Source organism: Micromonospora sp. NBC_00362 (assembly GCF_026342155.1).
GTDB classification, from domain to species: Bacteria; Actinomycetota; Actinomycetes; order Mycobacteriales; family Micromonosporaceae; genus Micromonospora; species Micromonospora hortensis.
Genome location: NZ_JAPENH010000001.1, coordinates 3,606,751 through 3,629,830, shown reverse-complemented (window position 1 = coordinate 3,629,830; position 23,080 = coordinate 3,606,751). Strand labels below are relative to the sequence as shown.

The following is a 23,080-nucleotide window of genomic DNA, read 5'->3' as shown; positions in this document are numbered from 1 at the left end:
GGGCGGCTGCGAAGATAGCGGGGTGGAACCCGCACAGCCAGCCGACCGCGTACCCGCCGACCGCACGCCGCCCGACGGTCAGCCGCCGGCCGACGTCCCCGCCGGCCGCGGTGGTGAGCCCGCCGCGACCGACCCGACCCCACCGCCGCCGGCGGTGTCCGGCAAGTCCGAGCGGTCGCCGAAGGACATGGCGATCTCGCTGCTGGTGCTGCTCGTCCCGATCGCGCTGCTGCTGGCGTTCTACCGGGGCTTCCTCGGCGGCGACCAGGCCACCACAGTCGATCCGGCGCCCGCCTTCGAGCAGGCACGTGCGGCGAACGTCTTTCCGGTGAGCCAGCCGCAGGGGCTCGACGCCGACTGGAAGACGGTCAGCGCCCGCTACCAGACCGTCGAGGGCGGTGCGAACCTGCGAATCGGCTACCTGACACCGGAGGGGCGGGGCGTCCAACTGCTGCAGAGCAGCGTCCCGGCGGACCGTTTGCTCCCCGCCGAGCTGACCAGTCAGGGCCAGCCGCAGGGCCCCACCGAGCTGGCCGGGCGCACCTGGCAGCTCTACACGGCCCGGGGAAACCAGCAGGCGCTGGTCCTGCTGGAGCCGACCCGCACGGTGATCGTCGTTGGCGACGCCCGGGACAACGAACTCCGCGAACTGGCCGGCTCGCTGCGCTGACCGGACCCGGTGGGGTGGCCCCGCAGGCGCCGAATCTGGGCAACAGGCCCGAAGGGTGATTGTCCGACGCGTCGACAGGGAACAAGGAGGGGGTGACCCTGGCGCGTTGCTCGGCCCGGGTCGCGCGACGCAGCCGACGGTGCTGCTGCGTCGCCCGGTTTCCGGCGCCGTCCAGGTCGTCGGGTGACCCCCTTGGGAGACACGTATGACTGTTCGACGACTCGGCGCCGGCCTGGTAGCCGCCGCTCTGATCACGCCCGCACTGGCCGCCTGCGCCAGCGGAACCGGCACCACCGGATCGACGCCCTCCCCGACGGTGAGCGCCTCCGGCACGGCGAGCCCGTCCGGTGCCCCGGTGGCGGGTGACGCCAAGCAGGCCCTGCTCGACTCCACCAAGGAGATCAGCAACGGGAACTTCCGGTTCACCCTGGCCGGCGCCGGCTCGACGGCGGAGGGGCTGGTGCACCAGCCGAGCCAGAGCGCGGCGATGAAGATCGCGATCGGTGGCCCCTCGGCCGACCTGGCGATGAAGCTCGACGTGATCCACTTCAAGCCGGACAGCTGGGTCAAGCTGGAGCTGAGCGGCCCCACCGCCGACAGCCTGCCCGCCATCAAGCAGCTCAACCTCGGCAAGTACCAGCACCTGGACCAGAACCGGATCAAGGGCAACCGCAACCTCGGCTTCGACTTCGAGAAGGTCGACCCGGCTGGCAGCGCGGTGCTCACCCAGGGCATCACCGAGGTCCGCAGCACCGGCACCGGCACGTACGCCGGCACCCTCGACGTCACCAAGGCCGCCGAGGCGGGCTCGTTGAACGCGGCCACGATCGCCGCGCTGGGCACCCAGGCGAAGACCGTCCCGTTCACCGCGAAGGTGGATCCGCAGGGCCGGCTCAGCGAGCTGGTGCTGCAGTTGCCGGCCGCCGGGCAGACCGCCGCCCAGGAGGTCAAGATGACCTACTCGGACTACGGTGCCGCCACCGCCGCGCAGAAGCCGCCGGCGGACCAGGTCGTCGAGGCGCCGGCCGAGCTGTACAGCCTGTTCAACTGACGTACCGAGGTGGGGCGGCTCCGGCCGCCCCACCGGCGGTCGGTCAGGAAGCGGGCTCCTGCCGGGCGGCGTCGATCCGCGCCCGCGCACCGTCCAGCCAGCGTTGACAGATCACCGCCAGCGCCTCGCCGCGCTCCCAGAGCGCCAGCGACTCCTCCAGGGACGTGCCGCCGGCTTCCAGCCGCTCCACCACCGAGGCCAGCTCGGCGCGGGCCTGCTCGTAACTGAGCCGCTCGTCCGGCCCGGCCTTCGTGTCATCAGTCATCGCGTTCATCTCAGCACACCACTCCCCACCGCGCCGCGTCGCCACTCAGCCATCGACGGTGGCGGCCAGTTCGCCGTCTGCCAGTCGTACCCGCAGCGGGTCGCCCTTGCCGACCTCCGCCGCCGCGCGGACCACGTGGCCGTCCGCGCGCTGCACTATCGCGTACCCCCGGTCGAGGGTGGCGGCGGGGGAGAGGGCGCGCAGCCGCGCGAGGGTGTGCCGCAGGTCATCCTCGGCGGCCCCGAGCCGGTGCTCCAGACAGCGGCCGGCCCGCTGACGCAACGCGGCCAGCTCGGTGGCCCGATGCTCCACCATCACCTGGGGGCGGGCCAGCACCGGCCGGGAACGCAGCCCGTCGAGCCGGTGCGTCTCCCGGTCGACCAGGTTGCGTACCGCCCGTTCGAGGCGGTGCCGGGCCTGACCGATGAGGCGTACCTCCTCGGTGAGGTCGGGGACGACCCGCTTCGCCGCGTCGGTCGGGGTGGAGGCGCGGACGTCGGCGACGTAGTCGATCAGGGGGGCGTCCGTCTCGTGGCCGATCGCGCTGACCACCGGCGTACGACAGCCGAACACCGCGCGGCAGAGCGCCTCGTCGGAGAAGGGCAGCAGGTCCTCGATGCCGCCGCCACCCCGGGCGATGATGATCACGTCGATGCTCGGGTCGGCGTCCAGCACCTTGAGCGCGTCGACGATCTGTGGCACCGCGGAGGGGCCCTGCACTGCCACGTTGACAGTCCGGAACTCCACCGCCGGCCAGCGCCGCCGGGCATTTGTCAGCACGTCCCGCTCCGCCGCCGACGCGCGGCCGGTGATGAGGCCGATCCGGCCGGGCAGGAACGGCAGTCGACGCTTGCGGGCGCGGTCGAAGAGCCCTTCGGCGGCGAGCAGCTTCTTGAGCTTCTCCAGTCGGGCCAGCAGCTCCCCGAGCCCCACCTGACGAATCTCGTCGGCCCGCAGGCTCAGCGTGCCCCGGGCGGCGTAGAACTCGGGCTTGGCGTGCAGCACCACACGTGCGCCCTCGCGTAGCTCCGGCGCGCCGGAGTCCAGGACGTCCCGGTTGGTGGTGACGGTCAGGCTCAGGTCGGCCGATGGGTCACGCAGGGTGAGGAAGACAGTGCTGGCTCCCGGGCGGCGGCTGATCTGCGCGACCTGCCCGTCCACCCACACCCAGCCCAGCTTGGCGATCCAGGCGCCCACCTTCTGGCTGACCACCCGTACCGGCCAAGGCTCCTCAGCGCTGCTGGCCCCGCCGCCGCCGCCCCCGCCCCCGCCGCCGCTTCCGCCGCTTCCCACCCGCCCACCCTCGCTCACCCGCCCACCCTACGGACCTCCCCGGTGATCAAGAGGTTTGCGTCGGCGCTGGGCGCGTTTCTGACGTAAACCTCTTGATCACCGAGGGCTGGGGGTGGGTTGCGGGCCGCTGCCGCGCTGCGGGGTGGCACGTACGATGGGGTGGTGACTGAGGCTCAGGCGACTCACCGGACCGGCAAGCGCGTGCTCCTGGCCAAGCCCCGCGGCTACTGCGCGGGTGTCGACCGCGCGGTGCAGACAGTGGAGGAGGCGCTGAAGCTCTACGGCGCCCCGATCTACGTGCGCAAGCAGATCGTGCACAACAAGCACGTGGTGCAGACCCTGGAAGCCCAGGGCGCGATCTTCGTGGAGGAGAACGAGGAGGTGCCGGAGGGCGCCACAGTCGTCTTCTCCGCGCACGGTGTGGCGCCGGAGGTCCACGAGCAGGCCAAGGCGCGGTCGCTCAAGGCGATCGACGCGACCTGTCCGCTGGTCACCAAGGTGCACCACGAGGCGCGGCGCTTCGCGGCCGAGGACTACGACATCCTGCTCATCGGCCACGAGGGGCACGAGGAGGTCATCGGCACCGCCGGTGAGGCTCCGGCGCACATCCAGCTGGTGGACGGCCCGGACGGCGCCGACAAGATCACCGTACGTGATCCGGAGAAGGTGGTCTGGCTCTCCCAGACCACGCTCTCGGTCGACGAGACGCTGGAGACGGTGGCCCGCCTCAAGCAGCGGCTGCCGCTGTTGCAGTCCCCGCCCAGCGACGACATCTGCTACGCCACCTCGAACCGGCAGCACGTGGTCAAGGAGATCGCCGCCGACTGTGACGTGGTGATCGTGGTCGGCTCGACGAACTCCTCCAACTCGGTCCGCCTGGTCGAGGTCGCCCTGGACGCCGGCGCCCGCGCCGGTCACCTGGTCGACTTCGCGCACGAGATCGACGACGCCTGGCTGGAGGGGGCCACCACGGTCGGCCTGACCTCGGGAGCGAGCGTCCCGGACGACCTGGTCCAGGAGGTGCTGGTCCACCTCGCCGCCCGCGGCTTCGCCGACGTCGAGGAGATCACCACCGCCAACGAGCGGCTCACGTTCTCGCTTCCGCAGGAGCTGAGGCGGGACATGAAGGCCGCAGCGGCGCGCGGCTGAAGCGCGGGAACGAACTCGGGTCGGCGTACGTCAGATTCGGCATGAGGACTCTTCGGCTCGCCGTCCCCGCGCTGGCCGTCTGCGTGGCGCTGAGCGCCTGCGGCGGCCAGGGTGTCGGGGGCGGCACACCCACCCCGACACCGACGGGAGCGCAGCCGGTGACCAGCCAGCCCACGCCCGACCCGACGCCCTCGCCAGAGACCGTCACCCGGTCCGTGCCGCCCGGCCTGAAGACTCCGAAACCGGGCGGCCCGAGCACGCCGCCGGGCGTCGGGGCCACCACACTGAGCGGCACCGTGCAGGGCGGTGTGGAGCCCGGCTGCGTACTGCTCGACGGTTACCTGCTGCTCGGCGGCCCGCGTGAGGTGCTGACGCCGGGCGCCCGGGTCGAGGTCACCGGTCGGGTGGAGCCCGGCATGATGACCACCTGCCAGCAGGGCACCCCGTTCGTCGTGACGGCCGCCCACCGGTCCTGACCCTTCGGCCCCCCTCACGCGCGGAAGCCCGCCCCCGGACCTGGGGACGGGCTTCCGCTGGCGTTACGGACGGATCAGTTCACGGCACCGATGGACACGTTGCCGCGACCCACGATCGCACCCTCGCTGGTGACGATCGCCAGTTCACCGGAGAGCTGACGCCCGTCGGCCGGAACGGCCACCGCGGTCACAGTGCCGGTGATGGTGGCCGACTCGCCGTGCATCAGCGGCACCGCGACGGCCGGAGCGGTGATCGTGCCCAGCGACGCGGACGCGAACGCGTCGTAGTAGTCGTAGGCGGTGCTGGTGCCCGGCCCGTCAACCCCGTACGGCTCCACCACGACGCGGTAGGTGCCGGCGGCCGGGTTGGTCAGCGTGACCGCCTCCTCCGAGTCGCCGTCCGCGGCCCGACCGACCTCGGTGGTACCCCGGTAGACGAACAGGTCCAGGTCGGCGCCCGCGTTTGCGGGGTTGCCGATCCGGGCGGTGAACGTCGACGTACCGGCCGGGATCTCGACTGTCCACTCCTGGTTGGGACCGCCCTCGGTGATGGTCGGACGCTCGGTCCGCACACCGGTCAGCGCGCCACTGCGGCCGCTGACCGAGACCGGACCGAAGGCGTTGGTGACCTTCCAGGTCACCGGGGTCGGCTCGCCGGCCTCGACACTGGGCAGCTCGACCAGCGCCGGCTCGACAGTCAGGCCCTGCACCCGCGCCTGGAGCTTGAACGGGTTGTTCAGCGCCGGGGACGTCCGCCGCGACTCCACCTCGATCTCCCAGACCCCGGGCAGCGGGTTCTGGTAGTCACGCTCCTGCGGCTTGCAGACGTTGACGTCGGAGAAGTTGGTGTAGCAGACGGTGCTGGTGGTGGCCTCTACCGGCACACCCAACGGGTTGATGGCGATGAACCGGGTCTGCGAACCGGTGGCGATCCCGGAGAGGTTCACCTGGAGGGCCTTGGCGCCCTCCGGCACCGTGACGAAGTACGACGTGAAGCCGTTGCGGTCGACCGAGCCCTCGTTGGCGTACGAGAAGGTGGGCTTCTTCACGTCGTTCGAGGCGACCACCACCGTGGACACCTCGAAGTCGACAACGTTGGTGGCCGGGTCGTCGATCCGCGCGATCGCGCCGTGCGCGCCCTCGGTGGCCGGCTTGGCGGTGACGCTGATGGTGACGGCCTTGTTGAGCGGCAACGCGACGGTCTTCGGTGCCTTGAAGGTGCCGTCGTTGCCCTGGAGCGTGATGTTGTGCTTGATGGTGCCGGCCGGGCCGCTGGTGCGGGTGAGCTTGACCGGGTACGTCTTGCTCTGGCCGACCTTGTGGCCGCCCTCGGACGAGGTGCAGCGGTTGTAGACGCCGGTGCCCCGACCCGGGTTCGGCACGAACTTCACGCCGTTCCAGATGGTCAGTTGCTCCGCCAGGGGGCTGCAGACCGGCGCGTCGGAGACGTACGACCGGGTTTCGACGCCCTGGCGCAGCAGCTGCCAGGCGCCCGGAACGTTGACCATGCCGTAGCCCTGCGCGTACGTCGGCACGTCAGCGATTGGCTTGGCGGAGCTGAACAGCGCCCGCCGCAACGCCGCCGGGCTGACGCCCCGGTCGGTGGCCTTGGCGGCCGACAGCAGCACAGCGCCGGCGCCGGCGGTCTGCGGAGACGCCATCGAGGTGCCGTTCAGCATCGCGTAGCCCGGGGGCAGCGCGTATCCGGCCTCGGCGACCGGGGCGCCGAGCTGCCAGGTCGGCGCGGTGGAGATGGCCGAGCCGGGGGCGGCGATGTTCGGCTTGAAGCCGCCGTCCTCGCGCGGGCCACGGGAGGAGAAGTTGAACAGGGCGTTCTTCTTCTTGACGACCGAGCCGTAGTTGGCCAGCCAGGTGTCCTTGCTGATGTTGGCGGCAACGCTGATCACGTTGCTGGCCACCGACGGGTCGCCGATGGTGTTGAGACCCGGGCCGGAGTTGCCGGCCGAGATGACCAACTGCACGCCGTACGTCTCGATCAGTTCGTTGTAGAGGTTCGTCCGCGCGTTGTTGCCGTCGTTCAGGCCCGGAAGGCCACCGATCGACATGTTGACGATGTCGACGCCACGGTTGGCCACCAGATCGATCATGCCGGTGGTGAGGGCCGCAGCGGTGCAGCCGCCACCCCAGGAGCAGGCGCGGGCGGAGACCAGCTTGGCGCCGGGCGCGGCGCCGTCGAAGGCCCCGTTGCCGAGCATGTCGTTGGCGGCGGTGATGCCGGCGACGTGGGTGCCGTGGGTGCTCTCGACGATGCCGATGCTGACGTAGTCGTAGGTGCCCGGCAGCCCGATCGGCGTGGTGTTGACGTTCTTGCGGAACTCGACGACGAACGGCTGCCGTTCGGCGACCGGGGTCGCCGGGTTGTCGGTACCGAAGTAACCGATGTCGTACTTCTCCTTGTACGGCCGCATGACCGGGTCGTCGGTGAAGTTGAGGTTCTGGTTGGCGTCCACCCGGATGTTGTTGGTGGCCGGGTCGAAGAGCACACCCCAGGTGTCGGTCGTGTCGCCGTCGCGGTTGACGTCACCCCGGGCGTCGCTCGCGGCGGTGACCGACTCGCTGAACAGGTTGAACCGGTACGTGCCGGCCGGTGCCGTCCAGGTGCCGCCGGCGATGGTGAACGACGGGCCGGCGACCTCGGCCTGCATCCGCCGCCACGAGCCGTCCTCCAGCGGATCGGTAGCCGTGACCCAGTCGACGATCTTGCGCTCGCCGGTGGTGGTCTGCTGCAACGCCGGGTGGGCAAGGTCCACACCGGAGTCCATGATGCCGATCGTGACGCCCCGGCCGTCCCACTCGGGGTGGGCCGCGGTGAACGCCACAGCGCCGGTCTCGTTCGTCGGCATGTAGGGGTTGTTGGCCGGGGTGCTCTCTCCCGGCGCCTCGACGGCGGCCTGCCGCGCGCCGGCGGTGCCGGTGGCGGTGCGCTCCGGGGCCGGGTCCGGCAGTTGGATGACCTCGTCCAGGTCGACGGCCGAGACTCCGGGCAGTCGCGCCGCCTTGAGGACCCGGTCGGTCGGGACCTTGGCCAGCACGAAGCCGACCCGGTCCTGCCGTTGGCTGACAGTGCCGCCGAGCTTGGTGAGGCTGTCGGCGACGTCCCCCGCCTCACCCTTCTCGGTGGCGACGATCAACGTGACGGTCGGGGCCTTCTTGGCGCGGGCCTCACTGAGCAGTTTGGCGTCGTGGGCGCCCAGCGTCTCGGCGGCGGTGGCCGGGGAAGCGTCCGGTGTGGTGGCGGGAGCGGCGGCCGCGGTGGCGGCACCAGCCATGGTCGTCATGGCGCTCGCCGCCAGGACCGACGCGAAGAGCGCGGCTGAGGTGCGCCGGCTCATATTTCGGAGTCTGCTCACGTTCTCTTTACCTCCAGAGAACAGGGCCCTTCAGAGAAGGGCGCTCGGGTGAGCAGAATCTTTCGCGGTATCGACAAGCACTGTCACTACTGGTCAGTCCCTTGTGACCAGTTCGTGATGCGCGGGCATACGCACTGTCACATGAATGGCTATCGGGTCGAGACCTCGTCGGCCGGATCGGCCAGCTCGGGGGCCTGCGGCTGCCGGGGCGTCAACTCGACCTGGGCCGGGGTCGCCAACTCGTCGTCCGAGACACCCAACTCGGCGAGCTTGCGGGCGCTGACCAGCACCCGGGCCTCCAGTGAGCCGACCGCCCTGTTGTACGCGGTCACCGCACCGGCCAGTGAGGACCCGAGCTTGCCCACGTGGTCGCCCAGGGTGGAGAGCCGGCCGTACAGCTCCCGGGCGAGGGTGTGCACGGCGAGCGCGTTGCGGGCCAGTGCCTCCTGCCGCCAGGAGTAGGCGACAGTGCGGAGCAGGGCGACAAGCGTGGCCGGCGTGGCGAGCACCACGTTGCGGGTGAAGGCGTGCTCCAGCAGCGTCGGGTCCCGCTGGAGGGCGACGTCGAGGAACGGGTCGGCGGGGACGAACAGCACCACGAACTCGGGGGAGTTGTCGAACGCCGACCAGTACGACTTGGCGGCCAGGGCGTCGACGTGCCCGCGCAGGTGCCGCGCGTGCGCGTCGAGGTGGGTGTCCCGGCCGCGCTCGTCGCGGGCCTCCATGGCTGTCAGGTACGCGTCGAACGGGGCCTTGGCGTCCACCACCACGGAGCGACCACCGTGCAGGCGGACCACCAGATCCGGTCGGACGACCTGCTGGTCGGTGGCGGCGGTGACCTGCTCGGAGAAGTCGCAGTGCTCCAGCATGCCGGCAGCCTCGACGATCCGGCGCAACTGGTGCTCGCCCCAGCGGCCCCGCACCTGCGGTGCGCGCAGCGCCGCCACCAACTGCTTGGTCTCGGTGCGCAGCTCACCGGAGACCGCGTTCATCGAGCGGACCTGCTCGCGCAGCTCGGCGTACGCGTCGACGCGGTCGTGCTCCAGCTCGGCCACCCGCTGCTCGTAGCGGCGCAGGGTGTCGTGCAGCGGCGCGACCGCGCGGGCCACCGCCTCCTGGGACTGGGCGGTGGCCTCGTAGCTCAACGCCCGCATGGACTGCTCCAGCCGACCCTCGCCCTCCCGGGTGGCGGCCAGGGTGGCATCCAGGCGGGCGATGTCGGCGGCCGACCGGGACCGGGCCGCGAGCCAGCCCACCGCCCCGCCGGCGCCGAGGCACACGATCACCAGGAGCAGCGTCGAGACGTCCATCACCGGAGCTTGCCAGACGGATACGACGTGCGACCCGGGGGTACGTTCGATGACATGGAACTTGTGCTCTGCCTCGTCGTTGTGCTGGTCGGCGCGCTGGGCGCCGCCGCGCTGGTCCGCGCTCAGGCCGGTGCCCGTCGGCGCACCGAGCTCGGCGACGCCCGCGCGGAGGCGCAGCGGTGGTACGAGCGCCTCGGCGGCCAGTTGATGAACCTGCAGGGCGACGACCCAGCGGTACGACAGGCGCTGGCCGACGCCGGTGAGCGGTACAACGCGGCGGGCTCCCAGCTGGAGCAGGCGTCCACGCCGCACCAGTTCGGGCTGGCCCGGGAGACCGCGCTGGAGGGTTTGGCGTACATCCGGGCGGCGCGTACGGCGCTGGGCATCGATCCGGGCCCCGAGGTGCCGACACTGGCCGCCGCCCGCGGCGTGGGGCAGCTCACCAAGGAGCGCGAGGTCGATGTGCAGGGGCAGACCTTCCGGGCCGGGCCACAACCCGGCCGGGAAACGCCCTACTACTACCCCGGTGGGCGTTATCAGGGTCGCCCGGTGCCCGCCGGTTGGTATTCGACGCCCTGGTGGAAGACGGCGCTGGGTGCCGGCGCTGGTGTGCTCGGCGGCATCCTGATCGCCGACGCGCTGTTCTCGCCAGCCTTCGCCGACCCGGGGTACGGCTACGACGCCGGCTACCAGGAGGGCTTCGGTGACGGTGTCGACCAGGGCGGCGACGGCGGCGACCAGGGCGGCGACTTCGGCGGCGGCGACCAGGGTGGGGACTTCGGCGGCGGCGACTACGCCGGTGGGGACTTCGGCGGCGGCGGCTTCGGGGGCGGAGATTTCGGGGGCGGAGATTTCGGCGGCGGCGACTTCTGACAGTCGTCCAGACCTACGGCAACGGGCCCCGGTCACTGTGACCGGGGCCCGTTTTCGTACCTGCCGATCAGCCGGTGTTGCGCATCCCGGCGGCGATGCCGTTCACGGTGGTGAGCAGCGCGCGTTCCAGGGCGGTGCCGTCGCTCGGTGCGCGTCGGCCGCCCGGCGCGGTGGCGATCGCCCGCCCGGCCGCGCCCGACTCCCGGTACTGCCGCAGCAGCGCCACCTGGAGATGGTGCAGCGGCTCCAGGTAGGTGTCGCGGACGGCCAGGGTGCGCTGGAGCACCGGCGAGTTCTCCAGCAGGGCCGGTGAGGCGGTCACCGCCAGCACCTCCCGCTTGGTCAGCTCGTACTCCTGCTCGATCTGCTCGAAGATCGGGTGCAGCTTCTTCGGCACCAGCGTCTCGACGTACCGGCGGGCGATGCTCAGGTCGGTCTTGGTCAACATCATCTCGACGTTCGACAGGAACGTGCGGAAGAAGTGCCAATTGCGGTGCATCTCGGCCAGCACGTCCGCCAGACCGGCCTCGCGGGCGGCGGCGAGCCCGGAGCCGACGCCGAACCAGCCCGGCACGATCTGCCGGGTCTGTGTCCAGCCGAACACCCACGGGATGGCCCGCAGCCCGGACAGCCCCGCGCCGGTGTTCGGGCGCTTCGCCGGCCGGGAGCCGATGTTCAGCGCGCCGAGCAACTCGGTGGGGGTGGACGCCCAGAAGTACGCGGGCAGGTCCGGGTCCTCGACGAGCGACCGGTAGGACCGGAACGCCGACTCGGAGACCACGTCCATCGTCGCGTCCCAGCGCTCCAACATCTCGGCCGGCTGCCGGGGCGCGGTGTGCAGCAGGGTCGCCTGGAGCACCGCGGCGAGGGTGAGCTCCAGGTTCTCCCGGGCCAGCGAGGGCAGGGTGTACTTGTCGGAGATCACCTCGCCCTGCTCGGTCACCTTGATCGCGCCGTCCATGGTGCCGTACGGCTGCGCCAGGATCGCCTCGTGCGTCGGCCCGCCGCCGCGCCCGACGGTGCCGCCCCGGCCATGGAAGAGCCGCAGGTGCACACCGTGCCGGGCGGCCACGTCGCGCAGCGCGCGCTGCGCCCGGTGGATCGACCACTGGCTGGTGGTGATCCCGGCTTCCTTGTTCGAGTCGGAGTAGCCGAGCATGACCTCCTGCACGTCACCGCGGGCCGTCACCAGCGCCCGGTAGGCGGGCAGCGACAGCAGCTCGTCGAGGAGTTCACCCCCCGAGTTCAGCTCGGCCGGGGTCTCCAGGAGCGGCACGAACCCGACCCGGGCCCGCCCGCTGTGCACGTCCACCAGGCCGGCCTCGCGGGCCAGCACCACGGCGGCCAGCACGTCGTCGACACCCAGGGTCATCGAGATGATGTACGACTCGATCACCTCGGCGCCGAACCGGTCCTGTGCCTCCCGGATGGTGCTGAACACGTCGAACGTCTTGCGGGCCGGCTCGGACAGCGACGTGTCCAGCGTCGACAGCGGACGTCGACCGGTCAGCTCGTCGGCGAGCAGCTTGGTGCGTTCCAGCCGGGTCAACGCCGGGTAGTCGGAGACCTCGCCGACCGCCTCGTAGAGCTGCGCGAGCACCGCGTGGTGCGCCTCGGCGTGCTCCCGGACGTCCATCGTGGCGAGGTGCAGGCCGAACGCGGAAACCGTACGGATGGTGGAGGCCAGCCGGCCGACCGCTGTGAGCTGCCCGGAGTTGCGGGCCAGCGAGGCGCGCAGCAGGTCCAGGTCGGCGATCAGCTCGGCGGAGCCGCGGTAGTCCCGGCCCGGCACGTGTGCGGTGCCCTGGCGCAACCTCAGCCGGGTGTTGGCGAGCTTCGCCTTCACACAGCGTGCCTTCAGCCGGTACGGCTCCTCCGCGTTGACCCGGCGGAAGCGTTGCGCCACCTCGGGCAGCGCGTCCAGGTCGGCGGCGAGGCTGGCGGAGAGGTCCAGGGACACCCCGCGCAGTCGGCGGGACACCGAGACCTCGTTGATCAGGTGGTCCATCGCCTTCTCGGTGGCCGCGATGCCGTGCTCGTGCTGAATGGTCAGCACCTCGCGGGTGACCGCCGGGGTGACGAACGGGTTGCCGTCGCGGTCGCCGCCGATCCAGGTGCCGAAGCTCAGCGGCCGGGCCGTCGGTGAGGTCTCCACACCGAGCGTGCGCAACGTGTCGGCCAGGTCGTCGAGCACCTGCGGGGCGGCCTCGGCGTACAGGTCGCGCAGGTAGTAGATGGCGTTGCGGGCCTCGTCGGTCGGGTCCGGCCGGTCGAGCCGCAGCTCGTCGGTCTGCCACATCAGGTCCAACAACTCGGCCAGCCGGCGGTTGGCCGGGCCCTCGTCGCTGGCGCCGTAGAGGATCGCGTTGGCGGTCTCGTTGTCCAACTCGTCGGCGATCGCCCGCAGCTTGGACAGGATCGAGCGCCGGGCCGCCTCGGTCGGGTGCGCGGTGAAGACCGGTCGCACCGCCAGCCGGCGAGCCGCGTTGGCGATCTCCTCGGCCGGCACCCCGCGCTCGGCGATCATCTTGGCGGCCTGGTCCAGCCAGCCGCCCTGCACCGCGCGGCGGCGGCGCAGGTCCCGCGCACGGTGCACCTGCTCGGTGATGTTGGCCAGGTGGAAGTAGGTGGAGAAGGCGCGGGCCAGCTTGGTGCCGGTGGTCACGTCGAGCCCGCCGAGGCGCTGGGCGGCAGCGGGGGCGTCGGAGCGAACCTGGGCGCGGATCTCCTCGACGAGGTCGAGCAGTGGGCGACCCTCCTGGCGGGCCAGGGTCTGGCCGAGCAGGGTGCCGAGTCGGCGAATGTCGGCGCGCAGTGCGGCGTCCGGGCCGTCGTGGTCGTGCTGGTCGGTCACGATGCGCTCCCTTACGTGGATACGAAGGACAGCGCTGTCCGACTTACTGGATGGTATCCGCGCGCAGGGGATGTCTGGAGGGCCCCCTGGTGATCCACTGCCCCGAGGAGGGGTGTTTCCGGGGTGATCTCAACCACCGTCGCGGTCCGGCGAGGGGTCGGAGCGGGTTGTTCCGGGGCCGGAGGGGGCGGTCCGGCGACCCCGGACCAGGCTCGCGCTGACCAGTCCGAGCCCTCCGAGCACCGTCCAGATCCCGAGGGCGGATGCCGGCCAGCCGGCCGACCGCCAGTCGAAGTACACGGCGGCCTTGGTCAGGTCGTTGGCGAGCCCGGGGATGTTCCAGCGGTGCATGCCGCGCAGCACCCCGGGCAGGAACTCGGGCGCGTAGATGCCGCCGGAGCCCGGGTTGCCGAGCACCACCAACAGCAGGATGACCAGCGCGGTGCCCGCGACGCCGAGCCAGCCCTGGATGGCGCTGGCGAACATGGCGGCGGCGAAGACGGCCAGCGCGCCGATGGCGGCGATCGTCGGTACGTCGTGGTGCCAGATGTCCAGGACGGGTCCGACGACTACCGCGCCGGCGATGCCGAGCAGCACGCTGTAGACCGCCAGCGCGGCGATACGCAGTCCGGCGCGTCGCGCCGTACGGGGGGTGGTGCCGGCGGATATGCCGAGCACTGTCGAGGCGAGGTAGCCGCCGAGCACGTACCCGACGTTCAGGTAGAAGGGCACCACCCCGCGCGGGTCGGCCGGGGTGACCGGCACCTCGTCGACGATCTGGAGCGGAGTACCGGCGCGGGTGGTGGCGGTGCCGAGGACCTCCTTGATCGCGCTGGTGGCCGAGGGGCCGGAGGCGCTCGCCACGGTCAGGAGCAGGCCGTCGTCGGGCCCGGTGCTGAGTACGGCGTACACCGCGCGGCTGAGCAGTCCGTGCTCGGCGGCGGCCGGGTCGTCGTACCCGATGGGTTTGAGGATGGTGGTCTGGCCGCGCACGGCGTCGAGCGTCGCCTGGGCGCGTTGGTCGCCGGAGACGACGCCGATCGGCAGGTCGCGCGGTGTGGGTTGGTGTAACGCGCCGACGTAGGCCGCGATGAACGCCGTGGCCAGCACGAGGGTGCCGAGGAGCAGTCCGATGCTGCGCGGCGCCCAGTCGCGAGCTGTGCCGTGCGATTCTTTGTCCACGTTGCTAGCCTATGGTCCGTTTTGCGGACCACAGTGTGGAACCAGCTCGCCGCCCCTGCGGTCCGGCAGTGACCAGCCGCAGGCCGTGCGGCAGGCGTCGCCGGGGGCGTCAGGAGTTGACGACGGCGAAGGCGCGGACCGGGAAGGTGCCCATGCCGGCCACCATCGGCGGGGCCGCGGTGAACCGGAAACCGCTCGGCGGCAACGCGTCCAGGCCGGTCAGGTGCTCGACGATCGGGATGCCGGCGGCGAGCAGCGCGCTGTGCGCGGGGCGTACGCCGGCGGCCGCCGGGCTCATGTCGTCGATGTTGATCGAGTCGATGCCGACCAGGGCAGCCCCCGCGTCGACCAGCGCGTGGGCGGCGTCCCCGGTCAGGTGCGGCGCTTGCGGCGCGCCGTACCGCTCGGTGCCGAAGTGCGCGTCCCACCCAGTGTGCAGCAACACCGCCCGGCCGGTCACCTCGTACGGGGCCAGCATCAGCCGGTCCACCGCGCGGATGCCGGCCGGCACCCGGACCACCACCCCCGGTAGGTCGGCGAGACGGTCCAGCGACACCTCGGTCAGGTCGTCGCGCCCGGCCCAGCGGTGGGCGGGCGTGTCCAGGTACGTGCCGGTGTTGGCGATCATGTCGATTCGGGCCACGTGGAACTCGGTGCCCGGGGCGTACCGCTCACGGGATGCCGCGAAGGTCAGCCAGTCGGTGATCCGGGGGCCCGGCCAACCCGGCAGGGTGGTCATCCCGTCGCTGATCACGTGGCTCAGCTCGACCAGCCGACGATCCGCGTCGGAGCCGTCGACCGCGACACCCCGGCCGCCCTTGTGCGGCTCCTCGATGACCGTCTTGGCGCTGATCCGTACGTCGGCGACCATCAGCAGCCCGAGGTGCCTGACGAACAACGCCGCCAGGTCGCCGTCGGTGATCTCCCGACCGGGAATGTCCAGCCGGAACCCCTCGGTACGCAGCCCGCCGCCGTTGGCGAAGCTCACCTCCGCGTCGAACTGTGCCCGCCACTGCTCACCCATCCCGAAACCCGACCACGCCCGCCAGCGACGGTCAAGATTCCTGGCGGCGACCGGGGCTCGACCCGGCAAGATCGCGCAATATCCAGGATGTAGGGGCATCGGTGCGCCGCTGAGGCCACTACATCCTGGTTCGAGCACGATCTTGGCGCGGGGCGCGGGGCGCGGGGCGCGGGGCGCGGGGCGCGGGGCGCGGGCGTGACGCGCGCGGCGCGGACCTGGGCGGAAGGGGGTGGCTGTCGGTCGACGGGGCTAGGCTTGTCGTCGTGCCCCCCCGTCCGGCTGGACGAGGGGCCGCCGTCGTGTGCGTCGACTCCCCGGGAAGGATTCCCTTGCTCACCGGTCTGTTCACCGCCGCCCTGTCCGACCCCGGGCTGACCCGGGCGCGTGACCTGGCGCGCTCCGGTGCCGCCCAGGTCGACGGGCTCGACATCACCGCCCCGGCGGCGCTGCGCCCGTTCGCCGTCGCGGCGGTCGCCGCGGACAACGACGGCGCCGGGCGACCGGTGCTGGCGGTGACCGCCACCACCCGGGAGGCCGACGACCTGGCCGCCGCGCTGGGCGGGCTGCTGCCGGCCGAGCAGGTAGTGGTCTTCCCCTCCTGGGAGACGCTGCCGCACGAGCGGCTGTCCCCGCGCTCCGACACTGTCGGAAGGCGGCTGGCCGTGCTGCGCCGGCTGGCGCACCCGGAGGCGACCGACGCGCACGGCGGCACCGGGCCACTGCGAGTGGTAGTCGCGCCGGTCCGTTCGCTGCTCCAGCCGCAGCTGAAAGGGCTCGGTGATCTGGAGCCGGTGCAGCTTGCCGCCGGCGAGGAGGCCGACCTGGAAGAGGTCGCCCGCCGGTTGACCGACATGGCGTACGCACGGGTCGACCTGGTCACCAAGCGCGGCGAGTTCGCGGTGCGCGGCGGCATCCTGGACGTCTTCCCGCCCACCGACGAGCACCCGTCCCGGGTCGAGTTCTGGGGCGACGAGGTGGAGGAGATCCGCACCTTCGCCGTCGCCGACCAGCGGACCATCGAGCAGGTTCCGCTGCTCTGGGCGCCGCCCTGCCGCGAGCTGCTGCTCACCCCGGCGGTTCGCGACCGGGCCGCCGCGCTCGCCGAGCAGCACCCCGAGCTGGCCGAGATCCTCGACAAGCTGGCCGAGGGCATCCCGGTGGAGGGGATGGAGTCCCTCGCCCCGGTGCTGGTCGGCCCCGACTCACTGGAGCTGCTGCTGGACGCCATGCCGGCCGGCACCCACGTCCTGCTCTGCGACCCCGAGCGGATCCGTACGCGGGCGCACGACCTGGTGCGTACGTCGGAGGAGTTCTTGCAGGCCAGCTGGGCCGCCGCCGCGGTCGGCGGCCAGGCCCCGGTGGACGTCGGCGCCGCCGCCTTCCGCACCCTCGGCGAGGTACGCGCCGCCGCGGGCAGGCTCGGCCAGCCGTGGTGGACGCTGTCCCCGTTCGGGTTGGTTGAGGGGGAGACCGCCGAGACTCGGCAGCCCTGGGAGGACGCGCCCGAGCAGGCCGCCGTCACTCCGGACGACGCCATCGCGGTGACCCTGGCCGCCCAACCGGCGCCGCTCTATCACGGCGAGACCTCGCGGGTCGTCGAGGACCTCAAGCGCTGGGCCGGCGAGGGTTGGTCGATCGCGTTGGTCTTCGAGGGGCACGGCCCCGCCCAGCGGGCGGTGGAGGTGCTGCGCGACGCCGGCCTGGGTGCCCGGTTGGCCGAGGAGGTGCCGACCGCGCCCGTCCCCGGCGAACTGGTGGTCACCTGCGGTGCGCTGAGCAGCGGGTTCGTCGACGAGGCGTCCCGCTTCGTGCTGCTCACCGGCAATGACGTGACAGGTGGTCGGGGCACCTCGACGCGGGACATGCGCAAGATGCCGAGCCGTCGGCGCAACACCATCGACCCGCTGGAGTTGAAGACCGGCGACCACGTGGTGCACGAGCAGCACGGCATCGGCCGCTACGTCGAGCTGGTGCAGCGCACCGTCAACGGCGCCAGCCGGGAATACCTGGTCATCGAGTACGCGGCCAGCAAGCGGGGCCAACCCGGCGACCGGTTGTTCGTCCCGACCGACCAGCTCGACCAGCTCTCCCGCTACGTGGGCGGCGAGCAGCCGACCCTGCACAAGATGGGCGGCTCGGACTGGCAGAAGTCAAAGGCCCGGGCCCGCAAGGCGGTCCGGGAGATCGCCGCGCAGCTCATCCAGCTCTACGCCGCCCGCAAGGCGTCCAAGGGGCACTCGTTCGGCCCGGACACGCCGTGGCAGCGCGAGCTGGAGGACGCCTTCCCCTGGCAGGAGACGCCGGACCAGCTCGCCGCGATCGACGAGGTCAAGCGGGACATGGAGCAGACCGTCCCGATGGACCGGCTGATCTGCGGTGATGTCGGCTACGGCAAGACCGAGATCGCGGTCCGGGCGGCGTTCAAGGCGGTGCAGGACGGTAAGCAGGTGGCGGTGCTGGTGCCGACCACCCTGCTGGTTCAGCAGCACTACAACACGTTCGCCGAGCGGATGAGCCAGTTCCCGGTCCAGATCCGGCAGCTGTCCCGGTTCCAGACGCCGAAGGAGACCGAGCGGACGCTGGAGATGGTCGCCGACGGCACCGTCGACATCGTCATCGGTACGCACCGGCTGTTGCAGACGGCGACCCGCTTCAAGCAGCTCGGTCTGGTGATCGTCGACGAGGAGCAGCGCTTCGGTGTCGAGCACAAGGAGCACCTGAAGACGCTGCGCGCGTCGGTCGACGTGCTCAGCATGTCGGCCACTCCGATCCCGCGCACCCTGGAGATGGCGATCACCGGCATCCGGGAGATGTCCACCATCGCCACCCCGCCGGAGGAGCGGCACCCGGTGCTCACCTTCGTCGGCGCGCAGGACGACCGGCAGGTGGCCGCTTCCATCCACCGTGAGCTGCTCCGCGACGGGCAGGTCTTCTACCTGCACAACCGGGTCGAGTCGATCGACCGGGCGGCACGGCGACTGCGGGAGCTGGTGCCCGAGGCGCGGGTCGCGGTGGCGCACGGCCAGATGGGCGAGGACGCCCTGGAGAAGGTCATGGTCGGCTTCTGGGAGAAGGAGTTCGACGTCCTGGTCTGCACCACGATCGTCGAGTCGGGCATCGACATCCCGAACGCCAACACGCTGATCGTGGAGCGGGCCGACCTGCTGGGCCTGGCCCAGCTGCACCAGATCCGGGGCCGGGTCGGCCGGGGCCGGGAGCGGGCGTACGCCTATTTCCTCTACCCGCCGGAGAAGCCGCTCACCGAGCACGCCCACGAGCGGTTGGCGACCATCGCCCAGCACACCGAGTTGGGCGCGGGCATGTACGTGGCGATGAAGGACCTGGAGATCCGGGGCGCCGGCAACCTGCTCGGTGGCGAGCAGTCCGGGCACATCGAGGGCGTCGGCTTCGACCTGTACGTGCGGATGGTCGGCGAGGCGGTCTCCGCGTTCAAGGGTGAGCGGCCGGAGGAGGAGACCGATGTCAAGATCGATCTGCCGGTCGACGCGCACCTGCCACACGACTACGTGAGCGTGGAGCGGCTGCGACTGGAGATGTACCGCAAGCTCGCCGAGGCGCGCGACGAGGAGCGGCTGGGCGAGGTGATCGCCGAGATGACCGACCGGTACGGCGAGCCGCCGGCCCCGGTGCAGAACCTGGTGGAGGTGGCCAGGTTCCGTCTGCTGGCCCGCCGTTACGGCCTGTCCGACGTGTCCATGCAGGGCAAGCACGTACGGTTCGGCCCGCTGCCGTTGCCGGACTCGAAGCAGATGCGGCTCAAGCGCTACCACCCGGATGCCGTCTACAAGCAGGCCACCGACCAGGTCAGCGTGCCCCGACCGACCACCCGTCGGATCGGTGGCGAGCCGCTGCGTGACCAGGCGCTGCTCCAGTGGTGCGCGCAACTGCTCTCCGATGTGCTCGGTGCCCCCGCCCCGCTCGCCGTCGCCGCGAACGCCTGAGCCGGCTGTGTGCTCTGGACCAGGGACGGTCGCGTCGACGCCGTCCCTGGTCGTGGGATGAGCGAAGGTGGGGGGTGTCACAACCCCGGGTGACGGCGTGAGAGAGTGGCGGCTATGCGTGCTCGCCGTCTTGCCGCCGTCGCCACTGTGGCGCTCGGCCTCGTCGCCCTCTCCGGTTGCCGTGCTGAGCCTGGTATCGCCGCTTACATCGGTGACCAGCGCATCACCGACGTTCAGGTCACCGCCGCGATGAAGGACCTGCGGACGAAGAACCCGGCGCCGGAATCCTCCGCCAGTGGGCAGCCCGGGGCGCCGCAACCGACCCTGCCCAAGGTGGCCGACGTGGTTCGGGCCATGGTGCTGACCAAGGTGTGCGAGAAGCTCTCCGCCGAGAAGAACTACCAGCCGCGCGGCCAGGTGACTGTCGACCAGGCCGCCCAGCAGCTCAGCCTCGACCCGGAGACCGGGCACGTGCGGGAGGTGGCGAAGTTCTTCACCTGCCTGTCCGGGTTGCCGGCCGAGCCGATCGAGCCGACCAAGGAGGAGCTCGCCGACGTGATCGCCGCCGGGCGTGCGGCCGGCAAGATCCCCGCCGACGTGACCGACGAGGCCGCCGCCCAGCAGCTCGACGGCGAGCAGCTACGCGGCGCGCTGGCGACCAAGCGGATCCTGGCCGAGGCGGTCGGTCGTTACGACGTCACCGTCAGCCCTCGGTACCGTCCGCTCGATTTCCCGCTGCTCAGCTTCAGCGATGACGCACCCGCGGTGAGCGTGCCGTTGGGTGAGCCGGGCTCCGACGCGGTCACCGACATCTCCACCCCGGAGGGGCCGACCGGGACGCCGGAGGCCGAGGGCACGGCCAGCTGAGCATGACGGCACGGATCGTCCTCCTGGTCACCTCACCTCGGTTGCCCGCCGGCCTGTTGACGGCCGCGGCCTGGGACGTCGTACGCCAGCACCCGGTGTTGACCGGCGCGGACAGCGAGTTGACCACTGCCGTGCGCCAGGCGGGCGCCGAGGTCACTGTGGTGGACGGCCCGGCGACGCAGCCGTTGCTGGACGCGGTGGCGACGCACGGCACAGTGGTGTGGCTGGCCGGCCCGGCGGGTGACGAGGCGCTGGCCCGGGAGTTGGGTCTGCGGCTGGCCCGGCAGCCGGGGTTGGCCGAGATGGAGCTGATGTACGGCTCGTGGGATCCGCCGGGTGCCCGACTGCTCGACGCGGTGGCCGTGCTGGATCGGCTGGCCTCTCCGGGTGGCGACCCGTGGAAGCGGGCGCAGACGCACCGCAGCCTCGCCGGTTACCTGCTGGAGGAGAGCTACGAGGCGTACGACGCCATCAGCGCCGACGACACCGACGCGCTGCGCGAGGAGTTGGGCGACGTGTTGTTGCAGGTGGTGCTGCACGCGCGGCTCGCCGAGGAGTTGCCCGAGGATGAGCGGTGGACCATCGACGACGTGGCCGGTGGTCTGGTCGACAAGATGATCCGGCGTAATCCGCACGTCTTCGCCGGTGCCGAGGCGGGCACCCTGGAGGAGATCACCGAGAACTGGGAGCGGATCAAGCGCGCGGAGAAGGCACGGCACTCGGCGTTGGACGGTGTGGCAATGAGTCAGCCCGCGCTGGCCCTGGCAACGCAGATCCTGGACCGCGCCGCCCGCAGAGGCATCGACGTTCCGCTCCCACCGACCGACACCCACGCGGATGCCGAGGCAAGACTGGGCGCCGACCTGCTGGCCAGGGTCGCTACGGCCCGCGAGGCGGGCATAGACCCTGAAGCAGCCCTCCGCCGCACCACCCTCGCCCACGCCGAAGCCATCCGCAAGGCCGAACCCGAACCCCCACCCACCAGCCCGCGGTGATCATGAAGTTATTGCTCCGACACGCCGAGGTGGATGGCAATAACTTCATGATCGACGGGGTGGGTGAAACCGGGGGCGGAGCGCACAGCGGTCGGTAGGGTGGTGCGGTGGAAGCGTTTGGGGTGCTGGCTGAGCGGGTTGTCGAGGCTTTACTGGAGTCGCGGCCGGGGGTTGCCACCGCCGCCGGTGACCACCGCTTCGACGACAGGCTGCCGGACCTGTCCGCCGACGGGTTGACCGCCGATCGGGCGATGCTCTCCGACGCTGCCAACGCACTGTCCGAACTGGACCCGGACTCGCTCGACGTCGACGAGCAGGTGGACCACGCGCTGCTCAGCGCATTCGTGGACCGGGAGCTGTTCGAGCTGACCGAGATCCGCTCGCACGAGTGGGATCCGCTGCGGCACAACCCAGGCCCGCTTCTGCACCCGCTGCTGGCCCGCCCGTACGCCCCCGTGGACGTGCGGCTGACCCAACTCGCCGGCCGGCTCGCCGCCGTACCGGACGCCCTCGCCACCGCCCGCGCGACGCTGCGGGACATGCCGCGCGTCCACGCGGAGACGGCGGTCGGGCAGTTCACCGGCACGGCCGCGCTGATCCGCGACGAGCTTCCGGCGTTGCTCGCCCAGGCCCCGAGCCACCTCGACCGGGTCGAGCCGGCGGCTACCGCCGCGATCGCCGCGCTGGACGAGTTCGTGGCCTGGCTGCGCGCCGGCCTGGCCGCCGACGCCGGCCCCGGCCGTGACCCGCGACTGGGCCGGCGCCGCTGGGAGGCCCGGCTCTGGCACACCCTCGACACCGAGTTGGGCGCCGCCGAAATCCAGCGTCGCGCCTGGGCCAACCTGGACCGGGTCACCGCGGAGATCCGCGAGGCCGCCGTCGAGCTGGTCGGTGGTCCGGCCGACGACGCGACGGTACGTCGGGCGTTGGACCTGCTCGCCGCCGAGCACCCGAACGACGCGACGATCGTCGAGCTGGCCGGGGTGACACTGGACGAGGCGACCGACTTCGTCCGCGCACACGACCTGGTCACACTGGTGGACGACCGGTGCGTGATCCAGGAGATGCCGGAGTTCGCCAGGGGGGTCGCTGTGGCGTACTGCGACGCCCCCGGCCCGCTGGAGACCGCCGCCCTGCCGACCTTCTACTGCATCGCGCCCACCCCGTCGGACTGGCCGACGCAGCGGGTTGACTCCTTCTACCGCGAATACAACGCTCATATGATCCGCAACCTGACGGTGCACGAGGCGATGCCGGGGCACTTCCTCCAGCTCGCCCACGCCCGCCGCTACGTCGGTGGGACGCGGGTCCGCGCGTTGGCCGAGTCCGGCCCGTTCATCGAGGGCTGGGCGGTCTACGCGGAGGAGGTGATGACGGGGCTCGGCTTCGGCGGCCTGCCGGTGCGGTTGCAGCAGCTCAAGATGCAACTGCGCATGACCATCAACGCGTTGCTCGACCAGTTGGTGCACGCCGAGGACCTGCCCGAGGCCGAGGCGATGGCGTTGATGACCGGGCGCGGCTTCCAGGAGGAGGGCGAGGCGGCCGGCAAGTGGCGGCGCGCGCAACTGACCTCCACCCAGCTCTCCACCTACTTCGTCGGGTACAGCGAGGTGGCCGAGATCGCCGCCGCCCGTCCGGCCGGGGTGTCGGTCCGCGACTGGCACGACGCGATGCTCGCCCACGACTGCCCGCCTCCGCGCCACCTCCGCACCCTGCTCGGTCTCTGAGGAGAAACGCC

General features: G+C 71.6%; 16 protein-coding genes. 9 read left to right on the top strand and 7 right to left on the bottom strand.

What is annotated here, in order from left to right; all coding sequences use genetic code 11:
- The first annotated feature begins 22 nt into the window (after window positions 1–22).
- Both OG992_RS16405 and OG992_RS16400 read left to right on the top strand, forming a co-directional pair.
- The gene (locus OG992_RS16405; RefSeq protein ID WP_238684417.1) at window positions 23–670 is read left to right on the top strand and encodes a DUF4245 domain-containing protein; all 648 of its coding nucleotides are present in this window, start codon (window positions 23–25) and stop codon (window positions 668–670) included.
- 205 nt (window positions 671–875) lie between these two features.
- Window positions 876–1,721, top strand: a complete 846-nt coding sequence (locus tag OG992_RS16400) for a hypothetical protein (RefSeq protein WP_266303672.1) — start codon at window positions 876–878, stop codon at window positions 1,719–1,721.
- A gap of 43 nt (window positions 1,722–1,764) precedes the next feature.
- On the opposite strand, the gene OG992_RS16395 is transcribed toward OG992_RS16400, so the two are convergent.
- Complete coding sequence (locus tag OG992_RS16395; protein ID WP_030328827.1) at window positions 1,765–1,986, bottom strand: exodeoxyribonuclease VII small subunit; 222 nt, start codon at window positions 1,984–1,986, stop codon at window positions 1,765–1,767.
- A gap of 45 nt (window positions 1,987–2,031) precedes the next feature.
- Window positions 2,032–3,279 carry an exodeoxyribonuclease VII large subunit gene (gene xseA / locus OG992_RS16390; RefSeq protein ID WP_266305215.1) on the bottom strand — a complete coding sequence of 416 codons (1,248 nt, stop codon included), beginning with the start codon at window positions 3,277–3,279 and terminating at the stop codon, window positions 2,032–2,034.
- A 162-nt stretch (window positions 3,280–3,441) separates the two neighbouring features.
- Here xseA and OG992_RS16385 point away from each other — a divergent pair, with 162 nt between their 5' ends.
- Both OG992_RS16385 and OG992_RS16380 read left to right on the top strand, forming a co-directional pair.
- Entirely contained in the window at window positions 3,442–4,428 is a 987-nt protein-coding gene (locus OG992_RS16385) for a 4-hydroxy-3-methylbut-2-enyl diphosphate reductase (protein ID WP_091397205.1), read from the top strand.
- A 41-nt stretch (window positions 4,429–4,469) separates the two neighbouring features.
- Window positions 4,470–4,904 carry a hypothetical protein gene (locus OG992_RS16380; protein ID WP_238684414.1) on the top strand — a complete coding sequence of 145 codons (435 nt, stop codon included), beginning with the start codon at window positions 4,470–4,472 and terminating at the stop codon, window positions 4,902–4,904.
- 74 nt (window positions 4,905–4,978) lie between these two features.
- Here OG992_RS16380 and OG992_RS16375 read toward each other — a convergent pair whose 3' ends face one another.
- Both OG992_RS16375 and OG992_RS16370 read right to left on the bottom strand, forming a co-directional pair.
- Window positions 4,979–8,275, bottom strand: a complete 3,297-nt coding sequence (locus OG992_RS16375; protein WP_266303671.1) for a S8 family serine peptidase — start codon at window positions 8,273–8,275, stop codon at window positions 4,979–4,981.
- Window positions 8,276–8,424: 149 nt separating this feature from the next.
- Window positions 8,425–9,585 carry a DNA recombination protein RmuC gene (locus tag OG992_RS16370; protein ID WP_238684412.1) on the bottom strand — a complete coding sequence of 387 codons (1,161 nt, stop codon included), beginning with the start codon at window positions 9,583–9,585 and terminating at the stop codon, window positions 8,425–8,427.
- A gap of 54 nt (window positions 9,586–9,639) precedes the next feature.
- Here OG992_RS16370 and OG992_RS16365 point away from each other — a divergent pair, with 54 nt between their 5' ends.
- Complete coding sequence (locus tag OG992_RS16365) at window positions 9,640–10,458, top strand: hypothetical protein (RefSeq protein WP_266303670.1); 819 nt, start codon at window positions 9,640–9,642, stop codon at window positions 10,456–10,458.
- Between the two features lie 67 nt (window positions 10,459–10,525).
- Here OG992_RS16365 and ppc read toward each other — a convergent pair whose 3' ends face one another.
- The 3 genes from ppc to OG992_RS16350 form a co-directional block, all read right to left on the bottom strand.
- Window positions 10,526–13,312: a phosphoenolpyruvate carboxylase gene (gene ppc, locus OG992_RS16360; protein WP_266303669.1), complete on the bottom strand. Its 2,787-nt coding sequence runs from the start codon at window positions 13,310–13,312 to the stop codon at window positions 10,526–10,528.
- Between the two features lie 129 nt (window positions 13,313–13,441).
- Window positions 13,442–14,494: a hypothetical protein gene (locus tag OG992_RS16355; protein WP_266303668.1), complete on the bottom strand. Its 1,053-nt coding sequence runs from the start codon at window positions 14,492–14,494 to the stop codon at window positions 13,442–13,444.
- A gap of 109 nt (window positions 14,495–14,603) precedes the next feature.
- Window positions 14,604–15,518: a cyclase family protein gene (locus OG992_RS16350; protein ID WP_266303667.1), complete on the bottom strand. Its 915-nt coding sequence runs from the start codon at window positions 15,516–15,518 to the stop codon at window positions 14,604–14,606.
- A gap of 329 nt (window positions 15,519–15,847) precedes the next feature.
- Between OG992_RS16350 and mfd the strand changes: the two genes are divergently transcribed.
- From mfd to OG992_RS16330, 4 genes are all read left to right on the top strand, one after another.
- A complete protein-coding gene (gene mfd / locus OG992_RS16345) occupies window positions 15,848–19,480 on the top strand; it encodes a transcription-repair coupling factor (protein ID WP_266303666.1) in 3,633 nt (1,210 codons plus the stop codon).
- 114 nt (window positions 19,481–19,594) lie between these two features.
- Window positions 19,595–20,347: a hypothetical protein gene (locus OG992_RS16340; protein WP_238683153.1), complete on the top strand. Its 753-nt coding sequence runs from the start codon at window positions 19,595–19,597 to the stop codon at window positions 20,345–20,347.
- A gap of 2 nt (window positions 20,348–20,349) precedes the next feature.
- The gene (locus tag OG992_RS16335) at window positions 20,350–21,342 is read left to right on the top strand and encodes a nucleoside triphosphate pyrophosphohydrolase (protein ID WP_266303665.1); all 993 of its coding nucleotides are present in this window, start codon (window positions 20,350–20,352) and stop codon (window positions 21,340–21,342) included.
- A gap of 107 nt (window positions 21,343–21,449) precedes the next feature.
- On the top strand, window positions 21,450–23,069 hold the full coding sequence (locus tag OG992_RS16330; protein ID WP_266303664.1) for a DUF885 domain-containing protein: 1,620 nt from the start codon (window positions 21,450–21,452) through the stop codon (window positions 23,067–23,069).
- Window positions 23,070–23,080: the final 11 nt, after the last annotated feature.

What these genes read in the sequence shown, in the direction of transcription:
- OG992_RS16380 (WP_238684414.1), top strand. Translation starts at nt 4,470, where the DNA reads ATGAGGACTCTTCGGCTCGCCGTCCCCGCGCTGGCCGTCTGCGTGGCG.
- OG992_RS16400 (WP_266303672.1), top strand. Translation starts at nt 876, where the DNA reads ATGACTGTTCGACGACTCGGCGCCGGCCTGGTAGCCGCCGCTCTGATC.
- OG992_RS16395 (WP_030328827.1), bottom strand. Translation starts at nt 1,986, where the DNA reads ATGACTGATGACACGAAGGCCGGGCCGGACGAGCGGCTCAGTTACGAG.
- OG992_RS16365 (WP_266303670.1), top strand. Translation starts at nt 9,640, where the DNA reads ATGGAACTTGTGCTCTGCCTCGTCGTTGTGCTGGTCGGCGCGCTGGGC.
- OG992_RS16335 (WP_266303665.1), top strand. Translation starts at nt 20,350, where the DNA reads ATGACGGCACGGATCGTCCTCCTGGTCACCTCACCTCGGTTGCCCGCC.
- OG992_RS16350 (WP_266303667.1), bottom strand. Translation starts at nt 15,518, where the DNA reads ATGGGTGAGCAGTGGCGGGCACAGTTCGACGCGGAGGTGAGCTTCGCC.
- OG992_RS16340 (WP_238683153.1), top strand. Translation starts at nt 19,595, where the DNA reads ATGCGTGCTCGCCGTCTTGCCGCCGTCGCCACTGTGGCGCTCGGCCTC.
- OG992_RS16370 (WP_238684412.1), bottom strand. Translation starts at nt 9,585, where the DNA reads ATGGACGTCTCGACGCTGCTCCTGGTGATCGTGTGCCTCGGCGCCGGC.